The organism is Sulfitobacter sp. M368, from assembly GCF_025141875.1.
GTDB lineage: Bacteria > Pseudomonadota > Alphaproteobacteria > Rhodobacterales > Rhodobacteraceae > Sulfitobacter > Sulfitobacter mediterraneus_A.
This window is the reverse complement of sequence record NZ_CP081113.1, coordinates 1,299,018-1,319,086: the sequence shown is the minus strand read 5'-3', so window position 1 is coordinate 1,319,086 and position 20,069 is coordinate 1,299,018. Positions and strand designations below refer to the sequence as shown.

27 protein-coding genes are annotated in these 20,069 nt (G+C 58.2%); 16 read left to right on the top strand and 11 right to left on the bottom strand.

What is annotated here, in order from left to right; all coding sequences use genetic code 11:
* The first annotated feature begins 38 nt into the window (after positions 1-38).
* From K3754_RS06675 to K3754_RS06665, 3 genes are read left to right on the top strand one after another with little or no spacing between them, the layout of a single operon-like run.
* Entirely contained in the window at positions 39-887 is an 849-nt protein-coding gene (locus K3754_RS06675) for a DUF692 domain-containing protein (RefSeq protein ID WP_259942182.1), read from the top strand.
* Complete coding sequence (locus tag K3754_RS06670; protein ID WP_259942179.1) at positions 884-1,627, top strand: DNA-binding domain-containing protein; 744 nt, start codon at positions 884-886, stop codon at positions 1,625-1,627. The genes K3754_RS06675 and K3754_RS06670 overlap by 4 nt, the downstream gene beginning before the upstream one ends.
* 9 nt (positions 1,628-1,636) lie before the next feature.
* Entirely contained in the window at positions 1,637-2,179 is a 543-nt protein-coding gene (locus tag K3754_RS06665; protein WP_259942176.1) for a DoxX family protein, read from the top strand.
* Between the two features lie 45 nt (positions 2,180-2,224).
* Here K3754_RS06665 and K3754_RS06660 read toward each other — a convergent pair whose 3' ends face one another.
* Entirely contained in the window at positions 2,225-2,545 is a 321-nt protein-coding gene (locus K3754_RS06660; RefSeq protein WP_259943258.1) for an ArsC/Spx/MgsR family protein, read from the bottom strand.
* A 177-nt stretch (positions 2,546-2,722) separates the two neighbouring features.
* Here K3754_RS06660 and K3754_RS06655 point away from each other — a divergent pair, with 177 nt between their 5' ends.
* Positions 2,723-2,929 (top strand): cold-shock protein, encoded by a 207-nt coding sequence (locus tag K3754_RS06655; protein ID WP_025047677.1) that lies wholly within the window; start codon positions 2,723-2,725, stop codon positions 2,927-2,929.
* Between the two features lie 72 nt (positions 2,930-3,001).
* On the opposite strand, the gene K3754_RS06650 is transcribed toward K3754_RS06655, so the two are convergent.
* From K3754_RS06650 to thyX, 3 genes are all read right to left on the bottom strand, one after another.
* Positions 3,002-4,186: a cytochrome P450 gene (locus K3754_RS06650; protein WP_259942174.1), complete on the bottom strand. Its 1,185-nt coding sequence runs from the start codon at positions 4,184-4,186 to the stop codon at positions 3,002-3,004.
* Positions 4,187-4,229: 43 nt separating this feature from the next.
* On the bottom strand, positions 4,230-4,553 hold the full coding sequence (locus K3754_RS06645) for a TraR/DksA C4-type zinc finger protein (RefSeq protein ID WP_259942172.1): 324 nt from the start codon (positions 4,551-4,553) through the stop codon (positions 4,230-4,232).
* A gap of 232 nt (positions 4,554-4,785) precedes the next feature.
* Entirely contained in the window at positions 4,786-5,691 is a 906-nt protein-coding gene (thyX, locus tag K3754_RS06640) for an FAD-dependent thymidylate synthase (protein WP_203211774.1), read from the bottom strand.
* A 213-nt stretch (positions 5,692-5,904) separates the two neighbouring features.
* Here thyX and K3754_RS06635 point away from each other — a divergent pair, with 213 nt between their 5' ends.
* From K3754_RS06635 to K3754_RS06615, 5 genes are all read left to right on the top strand, one after another.
* The gene (locus tag K3754_RS06635; protein ID WP_259942170.1) at positions 5,905-6,936 is read left to right on the top strand and encodes a hypothetical protein; all 1,032 of its coding nucleotides are present in this window, start codon (positions 5,905-5,907) and stop codon (positions 6,934-6,936) included.
* Positions 6,937-8,331, top strand: coding sequence for a surface lipoprotein assembly modifier (locus K3754_RS06630; protein WP_259942168.1), 1,395 nt, complete (start codon positions 6,937-6,939; stop codon positions 8,329-8,331).
* Positions 8,332-8,428: 97 nt separating this feature from the next.
* Positions 8,429-8,863 carry a VOC family protein gene (locus K3754_RS06625; RefSeq protein WP_203211777.1) on the top strand — a complete coding sequence of 145 codons (435 nt, stop codon included), beginning with the start codon at positions 8,429-8,431 and terminating at the stop codon, positions 8,861-8,863.
* Positions 8,857-9,573: a DUF1194 domain-containing protein gene (locus K3754_RS06620; RefSeq protein WP_231024290.1), complete on the top strand. Its 717-nt coding sequence runs from the start codon at positions 8,857-8,859 to the stop codon at positions 9,571-9,573. The genes K3754_RS06625 and K3754_RS06620 overlap by 7 nt, the downstream gene beginning before the upstream one ends.
* Positions 9,570-10,298, top strand: a complete 729-nt coding sequence (locus K3754_RS06615; protein ID WP_259942164.1) for a DUF1194 domain-containing protein — start codon at positions 9,570-9,572, stop codon at positions 10,296-10,298. The genes K3754_RS06620 and K3754_RS06615 overlap by 4 nt, the downstream gene beginning before the upstream one ends.
* On the opposite strand, the gene K3754_RS06610 is transcribed toward K3754_RS06615, so the two are convergent.
* The 3 genes from K3754_RS06610 to K3754_RS06600 all read right to left on the bottom strand — a co-directional run bounded on the left by K3754_RS06610 (position 10,295) and on the right by K3754_RS06600 (position 11,587).
* On the bottom strand, positions 10,295-10,795 hold the full coding sequence (locus K3754_RS06610) for a MarR family winged helix-turn-helix transcriptional regulator (protein ID WP_203211779.1): 501 nt from the start codon (positions 10,793-10,795) through the stop codon (positions 10,295-10,297). The genes K3754_RS06615 and K3754_RS06610 overlap by 4 nt on opposite strands.
* A gap of 122 nt (positions 10,796-10,917) precedes the next feature.
* Positions 10,918-11,196 (bottom strand): succinate dehydrogenase assembly factor 2, encoded by a 279-nt coding sequence (locus tag K3754_RS06605; protein WP_203211780.1) that lies wholly within the window; start codon positions 11,194-11,196, stop codon positions 10,918-10,920.
* A complete protein-coding gene (locus K3754_RS06600) occupies positions 11,189-11,587 on the bottom strand; it encodes a helix-turn-helix transcriptional regulator (protein WP_259942160.1) in 399 nt (132 codons plus the stop codon). Before K3754_RS06600 ends, K3754_RS06605 begins: the two co-directional genes overlap by 8 nt.
* Positions 11,588-11,689: 102 nt before the next feature.
* Here K3754_RS06600 and K3754_RS06595 point away from each other — a divergent pair, with 102 nt between their 5' ends.
* Positions 11,690-12,892, top strand: coding sequence for a pyridoxal phosphate-dependent aminotransferase (locus K3754_RS06595; protein WP_259942158.1), 1,203 nt, complete (start codon positions 11,690-11,692; stop codon positions 12,890-12,892).
* A gap of 10 nt (positions 12,893-12,902) precedes the next feature.
* Positions 12,903-13,307 (top strand): hypothetical protein, encoded by a 405-nt coding sequence (locus K3754_RS06590; protein ID WP_037909586.1) that lies wholly within the window; start codon positions 12,903-12,905, stop codon positions 13,305-13,307.
* Between the two features lie 4 nt (positions 13,308-13,311).
* On the opposite strand, the gene K3754_RS06585 is transcribed toward K3754_RS06590, so the two are convergent.
* Positions 13,312-14,160, bottom strand: coding sequence for a DMT family transporter (locus K3754_RS06585; protein WP_259942153.1), 849 nt, complete (start codon positions 14,158-14,160; stop codon positions 13,312-13,314).
* Positions 14,161-14,264: 104 nt separating this feature from the next.
* Here K3754_RS06585 and K3754_RS06580 point away from each other — a divergent pair, with 104 nt between their 5' ends.
* Entirely contained in the window at positions 14,265-14,948 is a 684-nt protein-coding gene (locus tag K3754_RS06580; protein WP_259942151.1) for a YafY family protein, read from the top strand.
* 2 nt (positions 14,949-14,950) lie between these two features.
* Here the strand turns inward: K3754_RS06580 and K3754_RS06575 are convergent, their stop codons facing one another.
* Both K3754_RS06575 and K3754_RS06570 read right to left on the bottom strand, forming a co-directional pair.
* The gene (locus tag K3754_RS06575; protein ID WP_259942149.1) at positions 14,951-16,318 is read right to left on the bottom strand and encodes an MATE family efflux transporter; all 1,368 of its coding nucleotides are present in this window, start codon (positions 16,316-16,318) and stop codon (positions 14,951-14,953) included.
* Between the two features lie 42 nt (positions 16,319-16,360).
* Positions 16,361-16,750 carry a DUF4260 domain-containing protein gene (locus tag K3754_RS06570; RefSeq protein WP_259942147.1) on the bottom strand — a complete coding sequence of 130 codons (390 nt, stop codon included), beginning with the start codon at positions 16,748-16,750 and terminating at the stop codon, positions 16,361-16,363.
* A 92-nt stretch (positions 16,751-16,842) separates the two neighbouring features.
* Here K3754_RS06570 and K3754_RS06565 point away from each other — a divergent pair, with 92 nt between their 5' ends.
* Together K3754_RS06565 and K3754_RS06560 are read left to right on the top strand one after the other, a co-directional pair.
* Positions 16,843-17,709: a LysR family transcriptional regulator gene (locus K3754_RS06565; RefSeq protein WP_259942146.1), complete on the top strand. Its 867-nt coding sequence runs from the start codon at positions 16,843-16,845 to the stop codon at positions 17,707-17,709.
* A 77-nt stretch (positions 17,710-17,786) separates the two neighbouring features.
* Positions 17,787-18,653, top strand: a complete 867-nt coding sequence (locus tag K3754_RS06560) for an alpha/beta fold hydrolase (protein ID WP_259942144.1) — start codon at positions 17,787-17,789, stop codon at positions 18,651-18,653.
* Positions 18,654-18,656: 3 nt separating this feature from the next.
* Here K3754_RS06560 and K3754_RS06555 read toward each other — a convergent pair whose 3' ends face one another.
* The gene (locus tag K3754_RS06555) at positions 18,657-19,265 is read right to left on the bottom strand and encodes a carboxymuconolactone decarboxylase family protein (RefSeq protein WP_259942142.1); all 609 of its coding nucleotides are present in this window, start codon (positions 19,263-19,265) and stop codon (positions 18,657-18,659) included.
* Between the two features lie 113 nt (positions 19,266-19,378).
* On the opposite strand from K3754_RS06555, the gene K3754_RS06550 reads away from it, so the two are divergent.
* Positions 19,379-19,627: a hypothetical protein gene (locus tag K3754_RS06550; RefSeq protein WP_025047699.1), complete on the top strand. Its 249-nt coding sequence runs from the start codon at positions 19,379-19,381 to the stop codon at positions 19,625-19,627.
* Positions 19,624-20,004: a type II toxin-antitoxin system death-on-curing family toxin gene (locus tag K3754_RS06545; protein WP_259942138.1), complete on the top strand. Its 381-nt coding sequence runs from the start codon at positions 19,624-19,626 to the stop codon at positions 20,002-20,004. The genes K3754_RS06550 and K3754_RS06545 overlap by 4 nt, the downstream gene beginning before the upstream one ends.
* Positions 20,005-20,069 lie beyond the last annotated feature (65 nt).

Below are 20,069 nucleotides of genomic sequence, written 5' to 3'. Positions count from 1 at the left end.
GCGGCCCGGAACACCCTTGATCCACCGGAGGGCGCATCATGCTCGACACGCGGTCCCGATTTGACCAGTTGCCCAACGCAGCCGGGATCGGATACAAACCCCAACATTTCCAAGAGCTTCTGGATGATCCCGGCGCTGTTGAATGGGTTGAAGTTCATGCCGAAAACTACATGGGTGACGGCGGGCGACCCTTGGCCCAGTTGCAGGCGTTGTCCGAGACCTTTGCGATTTCCATCCATGGTGTAGGCCTGTCCATCGGGGGCCAACAGCCGCTTGATAAGGATCACCTAAATCGGCTCAAGCGCCTGTGTGATCGCATCAAACCCGCCAGCTTTTCGGAACATCTGGCATGGTCCACCCACGGTGCGGAGTTCATGAACGATCTGCTGCCCCTGCCCTATACAGCCGAAACTCTGACCCTCGTGAGTGACCATATCAATCAGGTTCAAGACACCTTGGGTCGTCAAATGCTGCTCGAAAACCCGTCCAGTTATCTGACGTTTGCTGAATCTACTTTTACAGAAACTGACTTTCTTTCTGCGGTTATCCACAAGACATCCTGTGGTCTATTGCTGGATGTGAACAACGTATTCATTTCATCCACAAACCTTGGGCTCAGCCCAGAGACCTACATTGATACCTATCCAACCGATCATGTGGGCGAGATCCATGTGGGTGGACATGATGAAGATCAGGATGATTTTGGTGCGCCGTTGTTGATCGATAGCCACGCCAAACCAGTCGTCGATCCGGTTTGGTCATTGCTCAAATACACGCTTGCACAAACCGGACCAAAACCGGTTTTGGTGGAATGGGACAACGATATTCCGTCTTGGCCAACCCTTCGTGCCGAAGCAAACCGCGCCGCCATGGCCTTGGCCGGATGACCCGATCGGATAGATTTCACGCGGGCCTCCTGGACCCAGCGCGCCCCGTGCCGGACGGTCTGATCGACGGTAAAAACCAACCGGCAGGCCGCAGATATGATGTCTATCGCAACAACGTGACCACCTCGCTTTGTGAGGCTCTATCAACGGCGTTCCCGCTGGTTCGCAAACTGATCGGCACGCAGAATTTCAGCTCGCTCGCGCCGCTCTACGTCCGAAATCACCCCCCTAAATCGCCGCTCATGATGCATTATGGCGTTGATTTTCCTGAGTTTATCGAAAACTTCACGCCCCTTGCGCATATCGGGTATCTGGCCGATGCCGCACGGCTTGATCAGGCCATGCGCCGGTCCTACCACGCCGCCGACGCTCCGAATTTTGACGCGACCAGGCTGCAAAACACTGCGCCGGATGCATTGCCTAGAATGAAGATTGGTCTTGCACCAGCCAGCCTGATCCTGCGCTCAGATTGGCCGCTCTATGACATCTGGCGCTTCAATAACGAAGTTGGCGCGCCCAAACCGCAGGCTATTGCACAGGATGTTCTGATTACCCGTCCAGAATTTGATCCACAGCCATGGCTCCTGCCTCCGGGGGCCGCGATCTGGCTGGAGAACCTGGCCCAAGGCCGGACATTTGGGGCTGCGCACGATCTGACCCTTGCGCAAATACCCGATTTTGATCTCGCCGCCGCCCTCACAACGGCCCTGTCGTCCCGAGCCTTTAAAGAAACCCCGTAAGGAATTGATATGAAACCACTTATATCCCTGCATGATGCAGTTTTCACCAGACTCGAACAGGCCAACTGGTTGTTGCCAACGCTCGCAAGGTTCCTTTTTGCGGCTGTTCTGCTGGTCTACTTCCTCAATTCGGGTCTCACCAAAATCGGCGATGGCCTGTCCGGCCTATGGACACCTTCCGTCGGTGCCTATGCGCAGATCTTCCCCCGTGTGCTTGAAGACGCGGGCTATGACACTGATGCACTTGGTCTTTTTCATCGTTTGGTCGTGCTCGCAGGAACATGGGCAGAGTTCATTTTGCCAGCCCTTATCGTTGTTGGCTTGCTGACCCGCCTCGCCGCGCTCGGGATGATCGGTTTCATCGCTGTCCAATCGCTGACCGACATCTATGGCCATGGCCAAGACAGCGCGTTGGGCGCGTGGTTCGACCGATTTCCGGATGCGGTCATCATGGACCAGAGGGCGTTGTGGGTTCTCTTGCTGCTGATCCTGGTGATCAAAGGCGCGGGGCCCTTGTCCTTTGACCGCGCATTCAAACGGCGCGTTATTTGAGCGTTGAAACCATGCTGGCGCGCGCGCCGCGCCAGCTGACACCATTTAGGAAAGTGCTTTAACTTCCTTCTCTATATCGCTGTTCCAAGATAGAAAAAGTGTGTTATCCACAGCAATCAACGGCCGCTTCATCAACGCGGGATGGGCTTTGATCAATGTCAGAGGATCGGCCTGCCGCTCTACCTCGCTCAGCCCTCTCCAAGTGGTGGACCGTGTATTCATTAGCGCGCCACCGAACTGTTGATGTGCCGCCAACAACACCTCTTCAGGAACGCCATCAACGCGCACATCAACGAGCATAGCATCAGGCAGTGCCTTCATCGCCTTCCTGCAGGTATCGCAATTCTTAAGACCATAAATTTGCATCATTTTCCCTCTTCTTTCGGCGCTTGATCTGAAATTTGAACAAAATTTTTCGCGATTTACTTGATTTTTCTCCCGATTGCGCAATCCTTTCTACTGTAGGGCGCGCCGGAATTGGTTTGGCATAGGCCCTATCCTGTTTCGGCAGGCCTATGAAAGACTAAAGGAGGCGCGGATATTATGCCGAATGGCACCGTGAAATGGTTTAACACCACCAAGGGTTACGGATTTATCGCACCAGAAGGTGGCGGCAATGATGTATTTGTACATATCTCAGCGGTCGAACGCTCTGGCCTGACGGGCCTTGCGGATGACCAGAAAGTCAGTTTCGAACTTTCCGAAGGCCGCGACGGCCGCCAGATGGCGTCTGATATCACCCTGTTATAACAACAGATCAGTGACGGAAAACCGGTAAATTTGGCGTTGTGCAACAACGCCAAACCAAAGATTTTGCTGCGCTCAGGTCAGGGCGCAGGGGAGTGACTGGTATCCGTGAAACCTGATACGCCCACCGCCCAGGCGGCCGGGGGCCAAAACATAATCAGGATAGCGCCTCAAAAAACGTTCAATAGCGATCCGTCCTTCCATCCGCGCGAGCGTCAGGCCCACGCACACATGCGGCCCGCCCGCAAAGGCAAGATGTCGGTTCGGCTGCCGCTTTATGTCAAAGACTGTTGGGTTTTCAAACACATCCGGGTCTCTGTTGGCCGCGCCAATGCACAGATGAAGATTGGTCCCCGGCGGGATAATTATGCCGCCGAACGTCACCTGTGCCGCGGTTTCACGATTGCCAAACTGGTTTGGTGACCGCACTCGCAGGATCTCCTCCACCGCCGTGTTGATCAGCGCCGGGTCGTCAATCAACTGCGCCTTTTGCACTGGATGATCGTTGAGCAGGGCCAAGCCGTTGCCGATCAGGTTCGTCGTGGTTTCATGGCCCGCATTGAGGATGAAAATGCAATTCTGGATCAGCTCGATCTCGGTCAACCGCCCTGTATCATCCCCATTGATCAGCCGTGTCAGCACGTCCGTTTCGGGGTCTCCCGGTTGTGCCCGCCTGCGGGCGATCAGGTCCGTGAGGTAGTCCTTGAAGTCGCGCACCGCTCGATGGCCGGCCTCCAGCTGCTCTGGGGTCAGGACCGGCTCCAACGCGCCGAGAATTGACAGAGACCAATCGCGCAGGGGGCCACGTTCGTCCATCGGTACATCAAGCAGGTTTCCGATGATCTGGATGGGAATTGTAGATGCAAAATCCTCAATAAGATCAGCATCCTGCGGCATGACGTTCAACAAGTGGTCCACCGTTTCAATCAACCCCGGTTCCATCCGCGCCAAGGCTTTGGGCGTCAAGGCTGATGTCATGATCCGGCGCACACGGGTGTGAAGTGGCGGGTCGTTAAACACCAGCGAGGTGGTATGATGTTCGAATAGTGGTGTATCCAGCCCGAATTTGGGGGCAAAGGCCGCCTTTTTGTCCGAAATATAGGTTGTCGTGTCGCGGTAGATGGCATTCAGATCGGCGTGTTTGCAAATCAGGACAGAGCCGTCCGGCTGCTCCAAAACAGGGGTTTCAGCCAGCAGGCGATCGTAATGCGGAAACGGGTTGTCGGTGAAACCGGCGGGTGGGTTGGCAAGATCAAACATGGCGGCAGTCTGGCCTTTGCCACGCCGGTGTCAATGCGGCGCGCTAGCCCGCCTGCATGCAATCGCGGCATTTCGGCATGGAAGGGTCCGCAGCAAGGCGGGCAGGCTCGACCGCCTCGCCGCAATCGGTGCAAAAGCCGTATTCGCCCTCCGCAAGCCGCGCCAGAGCCGCCTGAATGCGCAGCCGCTCGGCCCCGCGTCGCCGCGCCTGTGCTTGTGCCATCGCCTGATTTTGCAGGGCATCCATCCGCGAGAGCCGGCCAACCGCCTGTTGATCCAGTTCCACGGTCTTTTGTCCGTCAAGGCCAGCGGCATCTTCGGCATCAAGCGCCTCAAGTCGGGCGTGTAGGGCAGTTTTCGGATCCATGTGTTGTGGTAGGGCCGGGTTCACCCCGCCGTCAAGGGCATGGTGCAGGCATCGCCGGGCAGCGACCGACCTGGAGGGCGCCTCCCCCCTCCAAGCGGCAGAGGGGCGGCGCAAAATGCACAGCTTTCATGAGGTGTGATCCGGTGCAAAAGCGCCCTCCTGGGGGAGGTCGGGCGCTGCCCGGCGATGCCGGGCGGGGTGGGTGGTGTGACGACAGGCCGCTCAATCTGCCTTACCCAATAACCCCTTCAAACTCGCGCCACTCCCCTTTCGACATCCCCGAAGTCTCCTGCGTGACCGTCTCGCCCTTGAGCATCCGGCGCAGGCAATCCAGCGCCTTTCCAGACAGTGTCGCGCCACCCAAACGATAGTCCTCAAACGCGCCATAGGCTGCGGGCACCCAGTCGGCCACCACCTTGCAGATCGCATCGGCGTAAACCCGGATCTCATATTGCGCATGGGCATCGGCCCGCAAGCGCAGGAAGTGGAAGAGATTGTGCAGATCCACCTTCCAGTACCACTGCGTATAGACATTGGCGGGCAGGTTCATCCGCGCCAGCTCGCGGGCCAGACCGTCCTGCCCCTCTTGCGAGATCATTTCCTGATAATGGTCATAGGCGCGGCTGCTGTCTGCCTTGAGGATCTCCAGCACACGGGCCGCTTCTTCCCCTTCAAGCAGGCCGCCCCGCCCCTGATTGTTCACCGTACTTTGCGCATTGATGTGCTCGGGCGCGGGGATGTAGAACTCGCGGTCCAGAATGGAATAACGGGCGGAATATTCGTTCACATTGGCGGTGCGGTGGCGGATCCATTGCCGCGCGACAAAGACCGGCAGTTTCACATGCAGCTTGATCTCGCACATCTCGAACGGCGTCGAATGCCAGTGCCGCATGAGGTAACGGATCAAGCCTTCGTCGTTCTGCACGGATTTGGTGCCCTTGCCATAGCTGACCCGCGCCGCCTGGCAGATCGCGGCATCATCGCCCATATAGTCGATCACCCGGATAAACCCGTGGTCCAGCACCTCATGCGCCTTGTAAAGATGCGCCTCCATCCCCGGCACGGTGGCCCGCAAGGTAGGCTGGCTTTCGCTGCGCAGGGCGTCAATTTCGGCTTGTTGGTCAGGGGACAGGGGCATGACGGGCGGTCCTTTTGAGGCACTCATGGGTGGCATGGATTCGCAGATCACTATATCTGCGCAAATCCACCTGAGGAACCGCCATATGCGGTATTGTTTTTTGACCACCCTTGAAAAGTTATTCAACCGTGAGGGATGCAGCAGCGTTGACAAAACCGCCTCTGGTTTGAGACTGTAATGCAAAATAAAACACAGAGCTGAAGGCAGGCTATCATGAAAATCAATGCAGCGGGGCTCTTGCTCTGTACGTTTCTTGTTGGATGTGGCGGCACACCTCCCTTCAATGCGGATGAGACAGAAGATCCGACAACAACAGACGGTACGATCGACAGCGATCGCACCCTGCCCCCCGGCACCTCATCACCGCAGCCCGACACCACGATTTTCCGCAAAGAAGCGGTCGACGAGAACGGCAATGGCTTTGCCGAGGGCGTGGCCTATAATTCTACGGACGACACTTTTACCGTCGACAATCTCCCGTTTGATGGCGGCGCAGACACACCATATATCCGCGGCCAAGCGGTCGGCAGCCTCGGACCATATGCGGTTTATGAGGCGGTGCAACAATATCCAGACACACAGACCAACGCGACCATCAACCAATTCCGACACCGCGCCATTTACGGCGTCAGCACCAGCGGCAACACCGAATTTGCCATCGTGCGCACCGGCGCCTACGTCGGCTATGGCTTTGGCGGTTTTGTTTATGAGCGCAACGGAACGGTGGTCCTGCCCACCACCGGCCAGGCGCTTTACAACGGTCAGGGTGCCGGGCTGCGAGACTACAACGGGCGCGGCGGGTTGGAATACACCACGTCGGACGTGCAGATCGCCATCGACTTTGATGACTTCAACGAAACCACAGGCCGCTACGAAGGCGCAGTGGATGGATTTGTGTTCAACCGCAAGGTCTACAACCTCGCCGGCGAGGATATCACCAGCGATATCTATGGCCGCGTCGGAGCTGCAAGCGATGCGACCCTCACCGCGATTCCGACAGCTGTCTTCACCGTTTCGACCAACGCGCTCGATGCCAATGGCGAGATAACCGGCACGCTCACATCCCGCTTTGGTAACAATAGCGGCCAGGCTGTCGATTATGAGAACGGCCAATACTACGGGATCATCTCGGGCGACGGAGCCGAGGAAATCGTGGGGATTATTGTCCTGGAAACAGGCGAAGATCCAACCGCAGACGGTGTCCGCGAGACCCTTGGTTTCACGATCTATCGCGGAAATCAGTAAATGCCCAAGCGGCGCCCCTTTTACAGGAGCGCGGCCATCCTCGGGATCTTGGCCTGTCTGACGGGCCTGCCCGTGGCTGCGCAAACCACATTGGACGCCCCTGCCATGCGGCAGGCGGCAACCGAAGCCTTACGTGCCGGAGATGCGCAGCGGGCCAGAGTCTATGCTGAGGCATTGCTGACCCGCGATGCCAATGATCTGAACGCCCATTTGATCCATGCCCGCGCGCTGCGCGATTTGGGCCGGACCGCCCCTGCCCGCACCGCCGCGCGGCGTGCGTGGCAATTGGCACAAACAGACGCGGAAAAATACTCGGCCGCTCTGATCACCGCTCAGGTATTGTCTACAGCCGGACAGCGCACCCGTGCCCAGCTTTGGCTGCGCCGCGCGGCCGAACATGCGCCCAATGATCTGCTCCGCGCCCGCGCCGAACGTGACTTCAAATATGTAAGAACCCGCAATCCCTGGCACACCAGCCTCAGCTTCACCTTGGCCCCGAATTCCAACATCAACAACGGCAGTGCCCAGGACCGGTCCGAGCTGAACTATGCCATCAGCGAAATCCTGTTCGGCCAGCCCATCGAATACAATCTCACTGGCAGTGCCCGCGCCCTCAGCGGGCTGGAGGTTGGTGGCAGCATGCGCACACGCTACAGGTTTCACCAAACGCCGGTCACTGCGCATGACGTCAAGATCGGCCTGTCCTATCGCACCTTTGCCCTGTCGGGCAGCGCCCAGAACACCGCGCCCAACGCATCCGGCTCTGACTTTGCCTTCGGAACGGCAACGCTCGGCTATGGGTTCAAGCGCATCAACTTTGAACGCAAGGGCGAGTTTACCTTTGACGGCGAGCTGGGCCAATCCTGGTATGGCGGATCCCGTTACGCCAGCTATTTGCGCGGCGCGGCCTTTCAGGCCTACAGCCCCAGCCGCACAAAAAGATACCGCTTTGGCGTTGATGTTGAACGACAATTCGGCCAAGCCACGCCGGACGTTGACAGCCTTGCCCTGCGCGGCAGCCTGACCCAGCGGCTCAAATCCGGCGATACGCTTTATCTTGGGCTGAGCGCGGAAACCACGCATTCCGTCGAAAAGGATGCCGAATACAGTGAGGTTGAGCTGCGCTCAGGCTATGTCATGCGCAAGCCAATCATGGGGGCGGATGTGCAATTTGGCCTTGGTGCCGCCTATCGCGATTATGACGTGTCCCGACATTCGGCGGATGGCCGACAGGATCGCAAGATTTTTGCTGATGTCACCGCAACCTTCCGGCAGATCGACTATTACGGATTTAACCCCTCCGTGACCCTCAGCGCGTCAAAAACCGACAGCAACATTGGCCTTTATGATGTGAACCGCATCGGGCTCAGCATCGGGATCAAATCCGCTTTCTGATCCAAAAATCCCAGACGCTCAAAATCCCGCGAGGCGCTGGAATGCGCGGCGGGCTGTGCTAAGTTGCAGCCAACGCAGTGCAACAAAGGACCACAGCATGCCAATCAAATACCTGCACACGATGGTGCGCGTGAAGGATCTGGAAAAATCCATCGCATTCTACGAACTTCTCGGGCTTGTTGAACGCCGTCGCATTGAAAATGAAGGCGGACGTTTTACCCTCGTTTTCCTGTGCCCTCCGGGTCAGGCGGATGGTCATGCGGACGTGGAACTGACCTACAACTGGGATGGTGACGATGAACTGCCATCCGACAGCCGCCATTTCGGCCATCTGGCCTATACCGTGGATGACATCTATGCCACCTGCCGCCACTTGCAGGAAAACGGCATCACCATCAACCGCCCGCCCCGCGATGGCCGCATGGCCTTTGTCCGCTCTCCCGACAATATCTCTATCGAATTGTTGCAAGAGGGCGATGCACAGGCCCCCGCCGAGCCTTGGGCCAGCATGGAAAACACAGGCCATTGGTAAAACGGCTGGCCTCTGTTGCGGCGCTGGCCTTGGCCGCCGCTGCCCCGGCGGAGGCCGCCAATTGCCGTCTGGCGCTTTTACTTGCGCTGGATGTCTCCAGTTCTGTCGATCCGGTTGAGGATCGTTTGCAGCGCGGCGGCCTTGTTGCCGCGCTGACGTCGCCCGAAGTGCAGCGCGCCTTTTTCGCCGCAGATCAAAAGGTTGCACTGTCCGTTTATGAATGGTCGGGCCGCTACAATCAGGAAGTTTTGCTGGATTGGACGATGATTGACGATCTCGAAACCCTCGTGAACACCGCCGAGATCATCGCAAACAGCACCCGCAGCCACAATGAGTTTCCAACTGCGATGGGCTATGCTTTGGGGCACGGGGCCAAGCTGCTGCAAGCTGCGCCCGATTGTTTGCGCAAGACCCTTGATATGGCCGGTGACGGGCAAAACAACGAAGGGTTCGGCCCGCAAGCCGCCTATCGCGAGTTCCCGTTTGAAGAGGTGACGGTGAACGGTCTTGTGGTGAATGCCGCCGACTTTGAAGGTGAGGTTGGGTTGATCGCCTTTTACCGCGCCGAGGTTTTGCATGGACCTGGGGCGTTCTTGGTGATTGCCGACGGTTTCGAGGATTATGAACGTGCCATGCGGCAAAAGCTGGAGCGTGAGTTGACCCCGCCCGCCATTGGCGCTTTGCCGCGGCCTGCTGGATCAGCGGGATGATCCGCGCCGCGCTGCTGGCGCTGGCGCTTTCCGTGGCCGCGACCAGCGCAACGGCGGCCTGCCGGCAGGCTTTGGCGCTTGGGCTTGATGTTTCCGGATCGGTCGATGCCAAGGAATATCGGGCGCAACTGGACGGGCTGGCATCGGCGCTGAATGATCCGGAGGTCCGCGCCAAGGTTCTGCAAATGCCTTCCGCCCCCGTCCGTCTGCTTGTCTATGAATGGAGCGGGCCAGCCGATCAACATGTGCTCCTGCCTTGGTCCGTGCTGGATCAGCCTCCCGCACTGGATATCGCGATCGAGACCCTGCGCCAGACCCGCCGCCGCAACGCCACCCCTGGCACCGCCCTAGGTGTGGCGATGACCTTTGGCGCGCAACTCTTGGCGCAGCAACCGGATTGCTGGAAACGGACCTTGGACATCTCCGGAGATGGCAAATCCAACCTTGGCCCCCGTCCCCGTGACGTGAATGACCAAATTGAACGCAGCGGCATCACTATCAACGGGCTGGTCATTGGTGCAGACGCCCCGAATATGGGCGATCTCAGGCAGGCGGAAATATCAGAATTGTCCGCTTACTACAGCGCCGAAGTGATCCTTGGCCCGGATGCCTTTGTTCAAACCGCGCTGGGTTATGACCAATATACCGATGCGATGAAACGCAAGTTGCTGCGCGAGTTGGAAGGGCTGGTCCTGTCCTACCTGCCGCCCCAGCCCGACCGCTAGTAGATATAGCGGATCTGATCTGTCCAATACCGTTCCATCCGTTTGAGAGAAACCGTGATCTCGGACACGCCCGCAGGGCCAAGCACACCTTTGTCTTCGAGCCCATCCGCATGCCGCGCAAACAGTTCTGCCACGACGTCGCGAATGTGGCGGCCCTTTTCGGTAAGGCGCACCCGCACGGAACGGCGATCAATCTCGCAGCGTTGATGGTGCATGAACCCCATCTCCACCAGTTTTTTCAGGTTGTAGCTGACGTTGCTGCCCTGGTAATAGCCGCGGCTTTTCAACTCGCCGGCGGTCACCTCATTGTCGCCAATGTTAAACAGCAACAGCGCCTGCACTGCGTTGATTTCCAAGACGCCGACCCGCTCAAACTCGTCCTTGATCACGTCAAGCAGCAGCCTGTGAAGCCGCTCAACCAAAGACAGGGCCTCTAGATAGCCCACCATAAAGCCTGATTCATTGGCAGCGCCGGTGACGGATTGTTGAATGCTCATTTGTTTCTCCGACTCAATGTGTTGCCACAGAAAATGGGAAAAAAAGCAGAATAATTCGTTAAACCCTGAAACAGCTTCGAAGGGCGGCCAAAACAGCGGCCCTCCGGTGTGGGCCGTTTGGGCTAAACCTGTCCGACAGGTTGATCCGCGATGCGGCTTTGAATGCGGGCAATCAGATCGGAATATCGTTCCGGTACAACGACTTGCCCTGTGACCCATTGATAAAGGTCATGGTCGTTCTCGTTCAGCATATCGTCATAAAGCGTCAAACCGGCGTCATCCATCGCCTCAAGATGATCACCCGCAAAGGCCGAAAGGATCAAATCCATTTCTTTGATCCCCCGGCGCATCGACCGCATGTGCAGGCGTTTGACCTTATGCGCCCGCAGCTCTTCAGCCATGGGTCGCATCCTCAAGCATCTTGCGCACGCGTTTTTCCAGACGACCCATCGCCTCGGCCCGTTTTTGCATCTCAAGGCGCATATCGCGGATTTCTGCCAGAATCTCGCTCAGATCGCTGTTGTGCGGGGTGATGATGTCCGGATTGTCCAATCCTTCCCCCTCGCCATTGATCAGCCACATCATCGATACATTCAGCAACCCTGCCAACATCGACAGCCGGTTCGCGCGCGGCTCGGACACGTCGTCCTCCCAACTGCGCAATGTGGATTGTTTGACGCCAAGCCGCTTGGCCAGAACCGCCTGTGTCATGCCCGCCATTTCGCGCGCCGCTGCAACGCGATCTCCAAAGGTCGCCGCCTCCGGTCCATACCAGTCTGCTGTCTCAGTCATCGTTAACATCTCCTCGATCTTTGCATTCTCACCAATGTCGCTTGATCGGTGCGGGGGTGGCCCCTATGAGTATGCTGCACACTTAGACAAACTGAGGCCAAAATGGAACTGCTCTCTCAATCACTCTCCCGCGTCAAACCGTCCCCGACCATCGCGGTGACGACGAAAGCCGCCGAACTCAAGGCTGCGGGGCGCGACGTGATCGGCCTTGGCGCCGGAGAGCCGGATTTTGACACGCCGCAAAACATCAAGGATGCCGCCATCGCGGCGATCAATGAGGGCAAAACCAAATACACCGCAGTGGACGGCATTATCGAGCTGAAGCAGGCCATTTGCGACAAGTTCAAACGTGACAACGGGCTGGACTATACGCCCTCCCAGGTCAGTGTGGGTACGGGTGGTAAACAAATCCTGTACAACGCACTCATGGCCACGATGAACCCCGGCGAAGAAGTGGTGATCCCCGCCCCTTACTGGGTCAGCTATCCTGATATGGTCCTGCTTGCAGGCGGTGAACCGGTGATTGCCGAAGCGTCTTTGCAGACCAACTTCAAACTGACCGCAGATCAGCTTGAGGCCGCGATCACCCCCAAGACTAAATGGTTCATCTTCAACAGCCCCTCCAACCCCACCGGAGCAGGCTACACCCGCGCCGAGCTGAAGGAGCTGACCGATGTTCTGATGCGCCATCCCCATGTCTGGGTGATGACGGACGATATGTATGAACATCTGGCCTATGACGATTTCAAGTTCTGCACCCCCGCAGAGGTGGAACCGGCGCTTTATGACCGCACATTGACCATCAACGGCGTCTCCAAAGCCTATGCCATGACCGGCTGGCGCATCGGCTATGCCGCAGGTCCGGAGAAATTGATTGCTGCGATGCGCAAGGTGCAATCGCAATCCACCTCCAACCCCTGCAGTGTCAGCCAATGGGCGGCTGTGGAGGCGCTGAACGGCACGCAGGATTTCCTGCCGACCAACAACGAGATCTTCGTGCGCCGCCGCAATCTGGTGGTCTCCATGCTGAACGAGATCGACGGAATGGCCTGCCCCACCCCCGAAGGCGCGTTCTACGTCTATCCCTCCATCGCGGGTCTGATCGGCAAGACATCCGCCGCAGGCACCAAGATCACCAACGACGAGGTCTTTGCCACGGCGCTGCTCGAAGAAACCGGGGTGGCCGTTGTCTTTGGTGCGGCTTTCGGGCTGTCGCCAAACTTCAGGGTCAGTTACGCTACCTCTGACGAGGCCCTGAAAGAGGCCTGCACCCGCATCCAGACATTCTGCGCGGGACTGACCTGAAAGGGGCAACATGGCGGCAGAGTTACCTGAGTATTATTTCCGGGTCCGCGAGAATGGCGCGGCGGTTTTCCGTGTGGACACAGAGAACCGCCACCGCCGCATCGAGATGGACCAAATCGCCGTCGTGAACATCCGCAACGGGGCCATCAAACCCCATGGTGAATATGTGCTGACCGACGCGGATCTGGCCCATATCCAAAGCTGGATGGAAGACCGCAATCAGGTTCTGGCCCACCGCGACATCGACGACATTCACCGCGCCGTCGACTACATGAACCTCACCACGCAATGGGTGCAATCCAAAGCCACCGACGAACAGCTCGACGCGGTCACTGATGGTCTGCTTCTGGCGATGCACGATCTGCGCAGCACCTTGGTGCGTAAAAAGGCAGATCGCTTGATCAACAAAGACTAGCCGTCTAAGCCCTGCGTCGCTGCGACCAGATCACCGCCGCGAATATCACCACTCCGCCCAGCAGAACCTGCGGCTTTGGCACTTCTGACAGCAATGCAAAGGCCAAAACAGGTGCCAGCGGCATCTCCAACGTCGATAGCAATGCGGTTTCGGCTGATGGCAATCGCCGCGCCCCTTCCGACAGGGTCACGGAAGCCACAGCAAAGACCAACCCAAAGGCAATGAGCACCGGCATCTCAGCGGCAGGGGTCGCCATCGGATCGCCAAAGGTTAGGGCCAATGGCAACAACACCACAGAAGACAGCGCCGCTGGCAAGGCTGCCGTTGCCTGCGGATACATCCGGTAGGCCACCATCACCCCCGCCATCATCAAGGTCATGAACAGCGCCAGAAAATCGCCCTTGAGCGCGCCACCGCCAACCGATCCCGACAGGATAACCAAGACTCCGCCAAACGCCGCACCAGAGGCGATCATCACCCGTCTGCTGGGCGCTTCCTTGATGAAAATCCACGACAGTCCCGCCGCGATGAAGGGCGCTGCGGCATAGATCAGCGCGACATTGGCAACGCTGCTGTGTTTGAAGGCCGGAATAAACGCCGCCGTGCCTGCCGCCATCATGCCCGTGATCCAGAAGGCGGGCCAACCGAAGGCCCGCACTTCTGACCGCAACTGGCCGCGCATCACCAAATAGACCAGCGTGAACCCCGCCGCCGCCACCCCACGCCAGAAGATCACGCCCCAGGCCGCTGTGGTCACCGATTTGGTAAAGATCCCAGCCGTGGAAAACACCACCGCCGAGATCACCACAAGGAGGATGCCCGCGGTTCGGGTGGTTTGGTCAAATCTATGCATGGGTCTGGTCCTACTTATGTGTTTGACCGGAGCCATAGCGCATCACTGCTGCCATCTATGTGTCAGGAGTGTTAGGCTAGACCGCAAATAACCGAAGGCGCCCCATGTCCAAATCAACACGGTTCTTTGAAGTCATCCAACTGCTGCGAAGTGCGCGCAAACCCATCCTGGCCCGCGAGATAGCCGCCGCGCTCGAAGTGTCGGTGCGCACGGTCTATCGTGACATCGCAAGCCTGCAGGCCATGCAAACGCCTATTCTGGGTGAGCCGGGTGTGGGCTATGTGATGCGCAAGGGCTATGATCTGCCGCCGATCAATCTGGATGTGGATGAGGCCGAAGCCATCGCAGTGGGCCTCAGCCTGATTGCCCGTACAGGTGATCCCGGTCTGTGGCGGGCGGCAGGTCGGGCGGCCCGCAAACTGCAAGAGGCCGCACCTGGAACCCGCAAGCTGGTGACGTCGTCATGGGGGGTGGGCAACACCCCCAGCATCGACATCTCGCAAATCCGGCTGGCCATCCGACGTGAAAGCAAGCTCAGCATCCGCTACCGCGACGTGGAGGGCCGCGAGACCCGCCGCACCATCTGGCCCCTTGTCATGATCTATTATGTCGACAATGCCATGATCGTTGCATGGTGCGAAAAACGCCAAGACCTGCGGCATTTCAGGCTGGACCGGATGACGCATTGTGCCTTCCTTGCGGAGGATTTCAAAGGCCTGGGTGACGCCTTGATCGCGCAGTGGGAGCAGACCCAGAAACACGACACGGTGTCGACCAAAGACCTTTGATATCAGGTTGCAACGGGCTGCCCGACCTGTTTGATCGTCACCCGCCAGAACCGCAGGTTCAGCAAGATCGCTGCAACACCCAAACCAAGGACCAGACCGGCCCAGACACCGATCCCTTCAAATCCGAAGGTGAAGCCCAGCAGGTAGGACGCCGGAATGCCCACGACCCAATAGCTGAACGCGGCCATCCACATCGGCACGCTTGTGTCCTGCACCCCGCGCAAAAGGCCAAGCGCCACTGCCTGTGCCCCGTCGACCAGCTGGAACAGCGCCGCCATTGCCAAAAGGCCCACGCCCACGGCCAGTATCTCAACCCGCGCCGGTTCGCCCTTTTGCATGAACGCCGAGATCAGCGGCTCTGGCCAGCCGACAAAGCCGATGATGGTCAGCACCGCAAATCCAACAGACATGGCCAGAACAATCTTGGCACCGCGCCCCATATGATCGACATCTCGCCGCCCGTAGGCGTTGCCCGCGCGGATTGTTGCCACGTTGCTGAGGCCCAGATGCACCATGAAGGTGATCGAAGCGAGCTGCACCGCGATGCCATGCGCGGCCAGTGGAATTGTCCCCAACCAACCCATCATCATCGCCGAAGCGGCAAACAGGCCAACTTCGCTGAGCGCTGTCAGGCCAATGGGCAGGCCCAGTTTGAACACCCGCGCAAACATCGACGGATCCAGCCGCCACAGGCGCACGAACAACTGGTGCTGCGGCACCACCACAAGAATATAGATGAGAATACCGATCAACGAGACGACCTGCGTGGAAAGCGATGCAATCGCCGCCCCCACAACGCCCAGCTCGGGCGCGCCCCAGTTGCCAAAGATCAGCGCGTAATTCGCAATCGCGTTGAAGATCGCCGCTACGATCGTGATCCAGAAAACCACCTGTGTCCGCTCCAACGCCGCCAGATAGGACTTCAGCACCATCACGAACAGTGCCGGGATGATCCCCCAGCCCGCGACCTTGAGGTATTGCCCCGCTACAAAGGCCAGATCATCGCCCTGCCCCAGCAGCCGCAAAACCGGCTCCGCCCAGACCAGAATGGGCATCGCAATCATTGCAAAGATCAACGAAAGCCAGATCCCCATGCGCGTGGCGCGGCGAATGCCCACCTCGTCCTTTTCAGCCGCAAAGGAGGCCACAAGCGGCATCACCGCCCAGGCGAAGCCCGAGCCGAAGATGAACAACACAAAAAAGAACGTGCTGCCCAACGTCACAGCGGCCAAAGCCTCGACCGAGAACCAGCCAAGCATGACCGTATCGGTCACGCCAATGGCAATTTGCCCCAGATGCCCACCGATCAACGGCAGACCCAAAGTAAGAATCGCGCGGACATGGCCGCCATATGTCATAGGTTGTGTCATGGCCCAGAATTAGGCGCGAATTTTTCAAAGGTGAAGAGGCGGTTATACACGGCCCAAATGCGTGTCTTTGAAGTGACCATTGTACTTAAGTCCATACCCAATGGCCCGGTCGAACCCGATATGGGCGCCCCAGATCAACGCCAGTTCCAAGGCGAGGGATGACCCCATCCATCCCCCCGTAGCCGCCAGCGCCAGCGGTGTCAGATAACTATGGCCGATGTTATAGCACAAAGCGCCAATCCGGTTGCTGGCCAGATACCCCAACATGAACAGATCCGGCAGCAGAAAAGCCATAAAATACAGCCACCAACCGCCTTCCATGTAGCGGTAGCTCAGCGTACAAAGCACCGCTACGGCCGCGCCTTCGCTGCGCAGGATCGCTGGCATATACCAGCTGCGTCCGGCCTTTTTGATCATTTTTGCCTCAGTCATTTCATTCTCCTTTTTCGGCTTCGCAAGGATCATCCCTGTGATTACGCCTGAAAGAAATTGTTCAAATGCGTTTACCCAGCTATCATATTTTGATGAGTACAATTTTCCCGTCCCTTGACCACATCCCGGCCTTTCACGCGGTTATGACAACCGGCAGCCTCAGTGCGGCCGCCCGCAATTTGCGACTGGCGCAGCCCACCGTGCGCCGCCACATCGAAGCGCTGGAACAAGAGTTGAACACCCAGTTGTTCACCCGTGCCGCCAACGGCCTGACCCCGACCTCCATGGCCGAGACACTTTTGCCACTGGCCCGCGCCGTGCTGGAAGAGGCAGCGGCCATGCACCGGGCGGCCTCGGCGCAAAAGGACGCGCTGTCGGGTGTTGTGCGCATTACCTCCAGCCGAGTTGCAGCGGCCCATGTTTTGCCGCCCCTGCTGGCTCGGCTTGCCAAAGACGCGCCCGGCCTGCGCTTCGAACTGGCCGCCACCGATCACGCCGAAGATCTGACGCGCCGCGCCGCCGACATCGCCTTGAGGTTTACCCCGCCCAAACAGCAATCCCTGATCGCGGCGCCCTTGGGCGCGGTCGAGGTAGGTCTCTTTGCCCATCCCGATCTTGATCTGCCGGACAGGATGGACAGCCTGCACAATGCCCCCTTCATTGCAGATGACCGCGAAGGCATCATTCTGCCTGCCATCCAAAGCGCCGGCGTGCCCCTGCCCGATCACATCATCTTGCGCTGCGATGATCCCCTGTCGCAGATCGCGCATATCCAATCCGGTTTGGGCGTGGGGTTCTGCCAGGTCAAGCTGGCGACCCGCCTTGGGCTCAGGCGTGTCTTGCCGAACTGGACCTATGAGATGCCCGCGTGGCTGGTCCTGCACGAAGATCAATCGCGCATCGCCCGAATCCGTTTTGTTTTCGATTATCTCAAGGACGAATTGCGCCATTGGATGTGACAGGCTTGCACCTGCAATCCGCCCGCGCCACAGTTGCCCTGCCCCGAGCGGCAGACCATCCAAAAGGGGACAGGACCATGCGCACCGAAACAACAACATTGAACGGCCAATCCTTTTTTGTCCGGCACTGGGGGGATGAATCCCTGCCCAAAATGTTGATGCTGCACGGCTTTCCTGAATACGGCGGTTCATGGTCCGATCTGGCAGAGCGCCTTTCACATCGCTTTCACATCATCGCACCCGATCAACGCGGATATGGGCAAAGCTGGGCCCCTGCGGATGTCTCTGCCTATACCACCTCGGAACTGGTCAAAGATATGGCGGCCCTGATCGGGGATGATCCCCTGATCGTTCTTGGCCATGACTGGGGTGCAGCGGTGGCTTATGGCATTGCAATGTTCCGGCCTGAATTGGTGCAAAAGCTGATCATCATGAACGGTGTGCATCCGGCCCCGTTTCAACGGGCCATGGCCGCTGGCGGGCCGCAGACCGAAGCATCGCAATACATCCACTACCTGCGCAAGGACGGGTCCGAAGATCACCTTGCCGCCGACAATTTCGCCAAGTTACGGGCGCTGTTCTCTGCAAAAATGGATATGTCTTGGCTTACGGGGGCGACCCTTGAGACCTATCTGGCGGAATGGTCACGCCCCGGCAGGCTGCGCGGCATGGTCAATTGGTATCGCGCATCGCCCCTGCAAGTCCCCCTAACGGGCCAATCGCTCCCGGATTTGCCCGCGTTTGATCCAGCCCGCCTACAGGTGCGCTGCCCGCATCTGTTGATCTGGGGCAGCGATGATACCGCGCTCTTGCCCGCCGCCACCGAAGGGCTCGAGGAATTTGCCCCCGATCTGACAAGGGTAGAGATTGCAGGGGCGGATCATTGGCTGCACCACCAGAAACCCGATGAAGTGGCGCAGGCAATTTTGAGTTGGCTGGACTGATCCCTATTTGTGGCCCCAATCGTCCGGGTCGTCCGAATTGCCGGGGCTGAGGCCGATGATGTCACCATCCGTGGAACACCCAAGCCCGAGAACCGTGCGGTTCGCATAGGAGAAATAAGCGCTGACCTGATTGATCTCCAGAATTTCACCGTCGTCCCAACCCGCATCGCGCAGCGCCTGCACATCGGCCTGTACCATTTGCCCTGCTGCTTGCGTCAGCTTTTGCGCATAGACCATAGCCGCTCTTTGCGCATCATCCAGCGGTGCCGCCGCCACATCACGCGCCGTGATCGCCCCGCGGATCGCATCCGCCCGCGCATCATCACGCAACAGACGTTTCATTCCGGCAAAATGATGCTCTACACAATAGCTGCAATCATTGAGAGATGACACCCAAACGCCCAGCACCTCCAAGAACCATTTGGGGATCTCGTTGTCCTTGTGATGCAGCACATATTTGTAAATCGCCATATGCCCCTCCATCGTGTGAGGACGCAGCGAATGCATCATCATGATGTTGTCGACATTGTTGTTCGGCCCCGTAACCCGTTGATAAAGCTGCTTGAGCTTGCCGGTTGCCGCGTCAAAGGGAATGGTCTTGATCCAAGGCATTGGTGCCTCCTTTATGGTTTTTCCACACACTGCGTCCATGGATGGATCACCGCAAGACCCCTTGCAAAAACAACACAATAATGTATATCTAGATATATATTTTGGAGCACATCATGACCCGCATCCTGACCAACCACATTGCCACGATGACCGAAATGCGCGAGCCGCACAAAGTGCTGGAACGCTCGGGCGGTAAACCTGTGGCGATCATGAAGAACTCCAAATGCGTGGGCTATTTTGTGCCCGCAGAGGCGACCTTGCAGGAAGAGCCACGCTACGCCACGCTTGATGAAGTGATGCAGAGTATTGCCCGTAGGAAAAGCGTCAACCAGCCTGTCCTCGATTACCTCAAAGACAAATGAGTTTTGTCCTTATCGATGCGGATCTGGTGGTTGCCATTCACGATGCGGTTCTCAACCCCGGCGAGTTGCAAGGCATGGCTGGAGACAAATCCATCGGCGGCGCACTGGCGGGCGTCGACAATCGTCTGGTCTACGGCTTGATCAACGACGTTTTTGATCTGGCTGCAGCCTATTGTGTCGCGATCGCGACCGGCCATGCATTTAACGACGCCAACAAGCGAACCGCTCATCAGACAATGGATGTCTGTTTGGATCTCAACGGCGTGCAATTGGCCCACGATACCATCGAAGCGAGTGATCTGATCCGCAATGTGGCGCAGCGGCGGCTGGATGAGGACGATCTGGCCGCATGGCTGCGCAAGAAGGCTGTGGATTAACCGCGCAAACGCATTGCCGGAAGCCGCGCAGCCTGTCAAAATGGCCGGCACATATAAGAAAGAGC

Excerpts from the sequence above, each read along its gene's own strand:
- K3754_RS06590 (WP_037909586.1), top strand. The coding sequence starts at position 12,903 with ATGGCGGCAGAGTTACCTGAGTATTATTTCCGGGTCCGCGAGAATGGC.
- K3754_RS06615 (WP_259942164.1), top strand. The coding sequence starts at position 9,570 with ATGATCCGCGCCGCGCTGCTGGCGCTGGCGCTTTCCGTGGCCGCGACC.
- K3754_RS06610 (WP_203211779.1), bottom strand. The coding sequence starts at position 10,795 with ATGAGCATTCAACAATCCGTCACCGGCGCTGCCAATGAATCAGGCTTT.
- K3754_RS06635 (WP_259942170.1), top strand. The coding sequence starts at position 5,905 with ATGAAAATCAATGCAGCGGGGCTCTTGCTCTGTACGTTTCTTGTTGGA.
- K3754_RS06570 (WP_259942147.1), bottom strand. The coding sequence starts at position 16,750 with ATGACTGAGGCAAAAATGATCAAAAAGGCCGGACGCAGCTGGTATATG.
- K3754_RS06665 (WP_259942176.1), top strand. The coding sequence starts at position 1,637 with ATGAAACCACTTATATCCCTGCATGATGCAGTTTTCACCAGACTCGAA.
- K3754_RS06560 (WP_259942144.1), top strand. The coding sequence starts at position 17,787 with ATGCGCACCGAAACAACAACATTGAACGGCCAATCCTTTTTTGTCCGG.
- K3754_RS06660 (WP_259943258.1), bottom strand. The coding sequence starts at position 2,545 with ATGCAAATTTATGGTCTTAAGAATTGCGATACCTGCAGGAAGGCGATG.
- K3754_RS06555 (WP_259942142.1), bottom strand. The coding sequence starts at position 19,265 with ATGCCTTGGATCAAGACCATTCCCTTTGACGCGGCAACCGGCAAGCTC.
- K3754_RS06675 (WP_259942182.1), top strand. The coding sequence starts at position 39 with ATGCTCGACACGCGGTCCCGATTTGACCAGTTGCCCAACGCAGCCGGG.
- K3754_RS06565 (WP_259942146.1), top strand. The coding sequence starts at position 16,843 with ATGAGTACAATTTTCCCGTCCCTTGACCACATCCCGGCCTTTCACGCG.
- K3754_RS06605 (WP_203211780.1), bottom strand. The coding sequence starts at position 11,196 with ATGGCTGAAGAGCTGCGGGCGCATAAGGTCAAACGCCTGCACATGCGG.
- K3754_RS06600 (WP_259942160.1), bottom strand. The coding sequence starts at position 11,587 with ATGACTGAGACAGCAGACTGGTATGGACCGGAGGCGGCGACCTTTGGA.
- K3754_RS06595 (WP_259942158.1), top strand. The coding sequence starts at position 11,690 with ATGGAACTGCTCTCTCAATCACTCTCCCGCGTCAAACCGTCCCCGACC.
- K3754_RS06575 (WP_259942149.1), bottom strand. The coding sequence starts at position 16,318 with ATGACACAACCTATGACATATGGCGGCCATGTCCGCGCGATTCTTACT.
- K3754_RS06645 (WP_259942172.1), bottom strand. The coding sequence starts at position 4,553 with ATGGATCCGAAAACTGCCCTACACGCCCGACTTGAGGCGCTTGATGCC.
- K3754_RS06580 (WP_259942151.1), top strand. The coding sequence starts at position 14,265 with ATGTCCAAATCAACACGGTTCTTTGAAGTCATCCAACTGCTGCGAAGT.
- K3754_RS06630 (WP_259942168.1), top strand. The coding sequence starts at position 6,937 with ATGCCCAAGCGGCGCCCCTTTTACAGGAGCGCGGCCATCCTCGGGATC.
- K3754_RS06650 (WP_259942174.1), bottom strand. The coding sequence starts at position 4,186 with ATGTTTGATCTTGCCAACCCACCCGCCGGTTTCACCGACAACCCGTTT.
- thyX (WP_203211774.1), bottom strand. The coding sequence starts at position 5,691 with ATGCCCCTGTCCCCTGACCAACAAGCCGAAATTGACGCCCTGCGCAGC.
- K3754_RS06585 (WP_259942153.1), bottom strand. The coding sequence starts at position 14,160 with ATGCATAGATTTGACCAAACCACCCGAACCGCGGGCATCCTCCTTGTG.
- K3754_RS06655 (WP_025047677.1), top strand. The coding sequence starts at position 2,723 with ATGCCGAATGGCACCGTGAAATGGTTTAACACCACCAAGGGTTACGGA.
- K3754_RS06670 (WP_259942179.1), top strand. The coding sequence starts at position 884 with ATGACCCGATCGGATAGATTTCACGCGGGCCTCCTGGACCCAGCGCGC.
- K3754_RS06545 (WP_259942138.1), top strand. The coding sequence starts at position 19,624 with ATGAGTTTTGTCCTTATCGATGCGGATCTGGTGGTTGCCATTCACGAT.
- K3754_RS06550 (WP_025047699.1), top strand. The coding sequence starts at position 19,379 with ATGACCCGCATCCTGACCAACCACATTGCCACGATGACCGAAATGCGC.
- K3754_RS06625 (WP_203211777.1), top strand. The coding sequence starts at position 8,429 with ATGCCAATCAAATACCTGCACACGATGGTGCGCGTGAAGGATCTGGAA.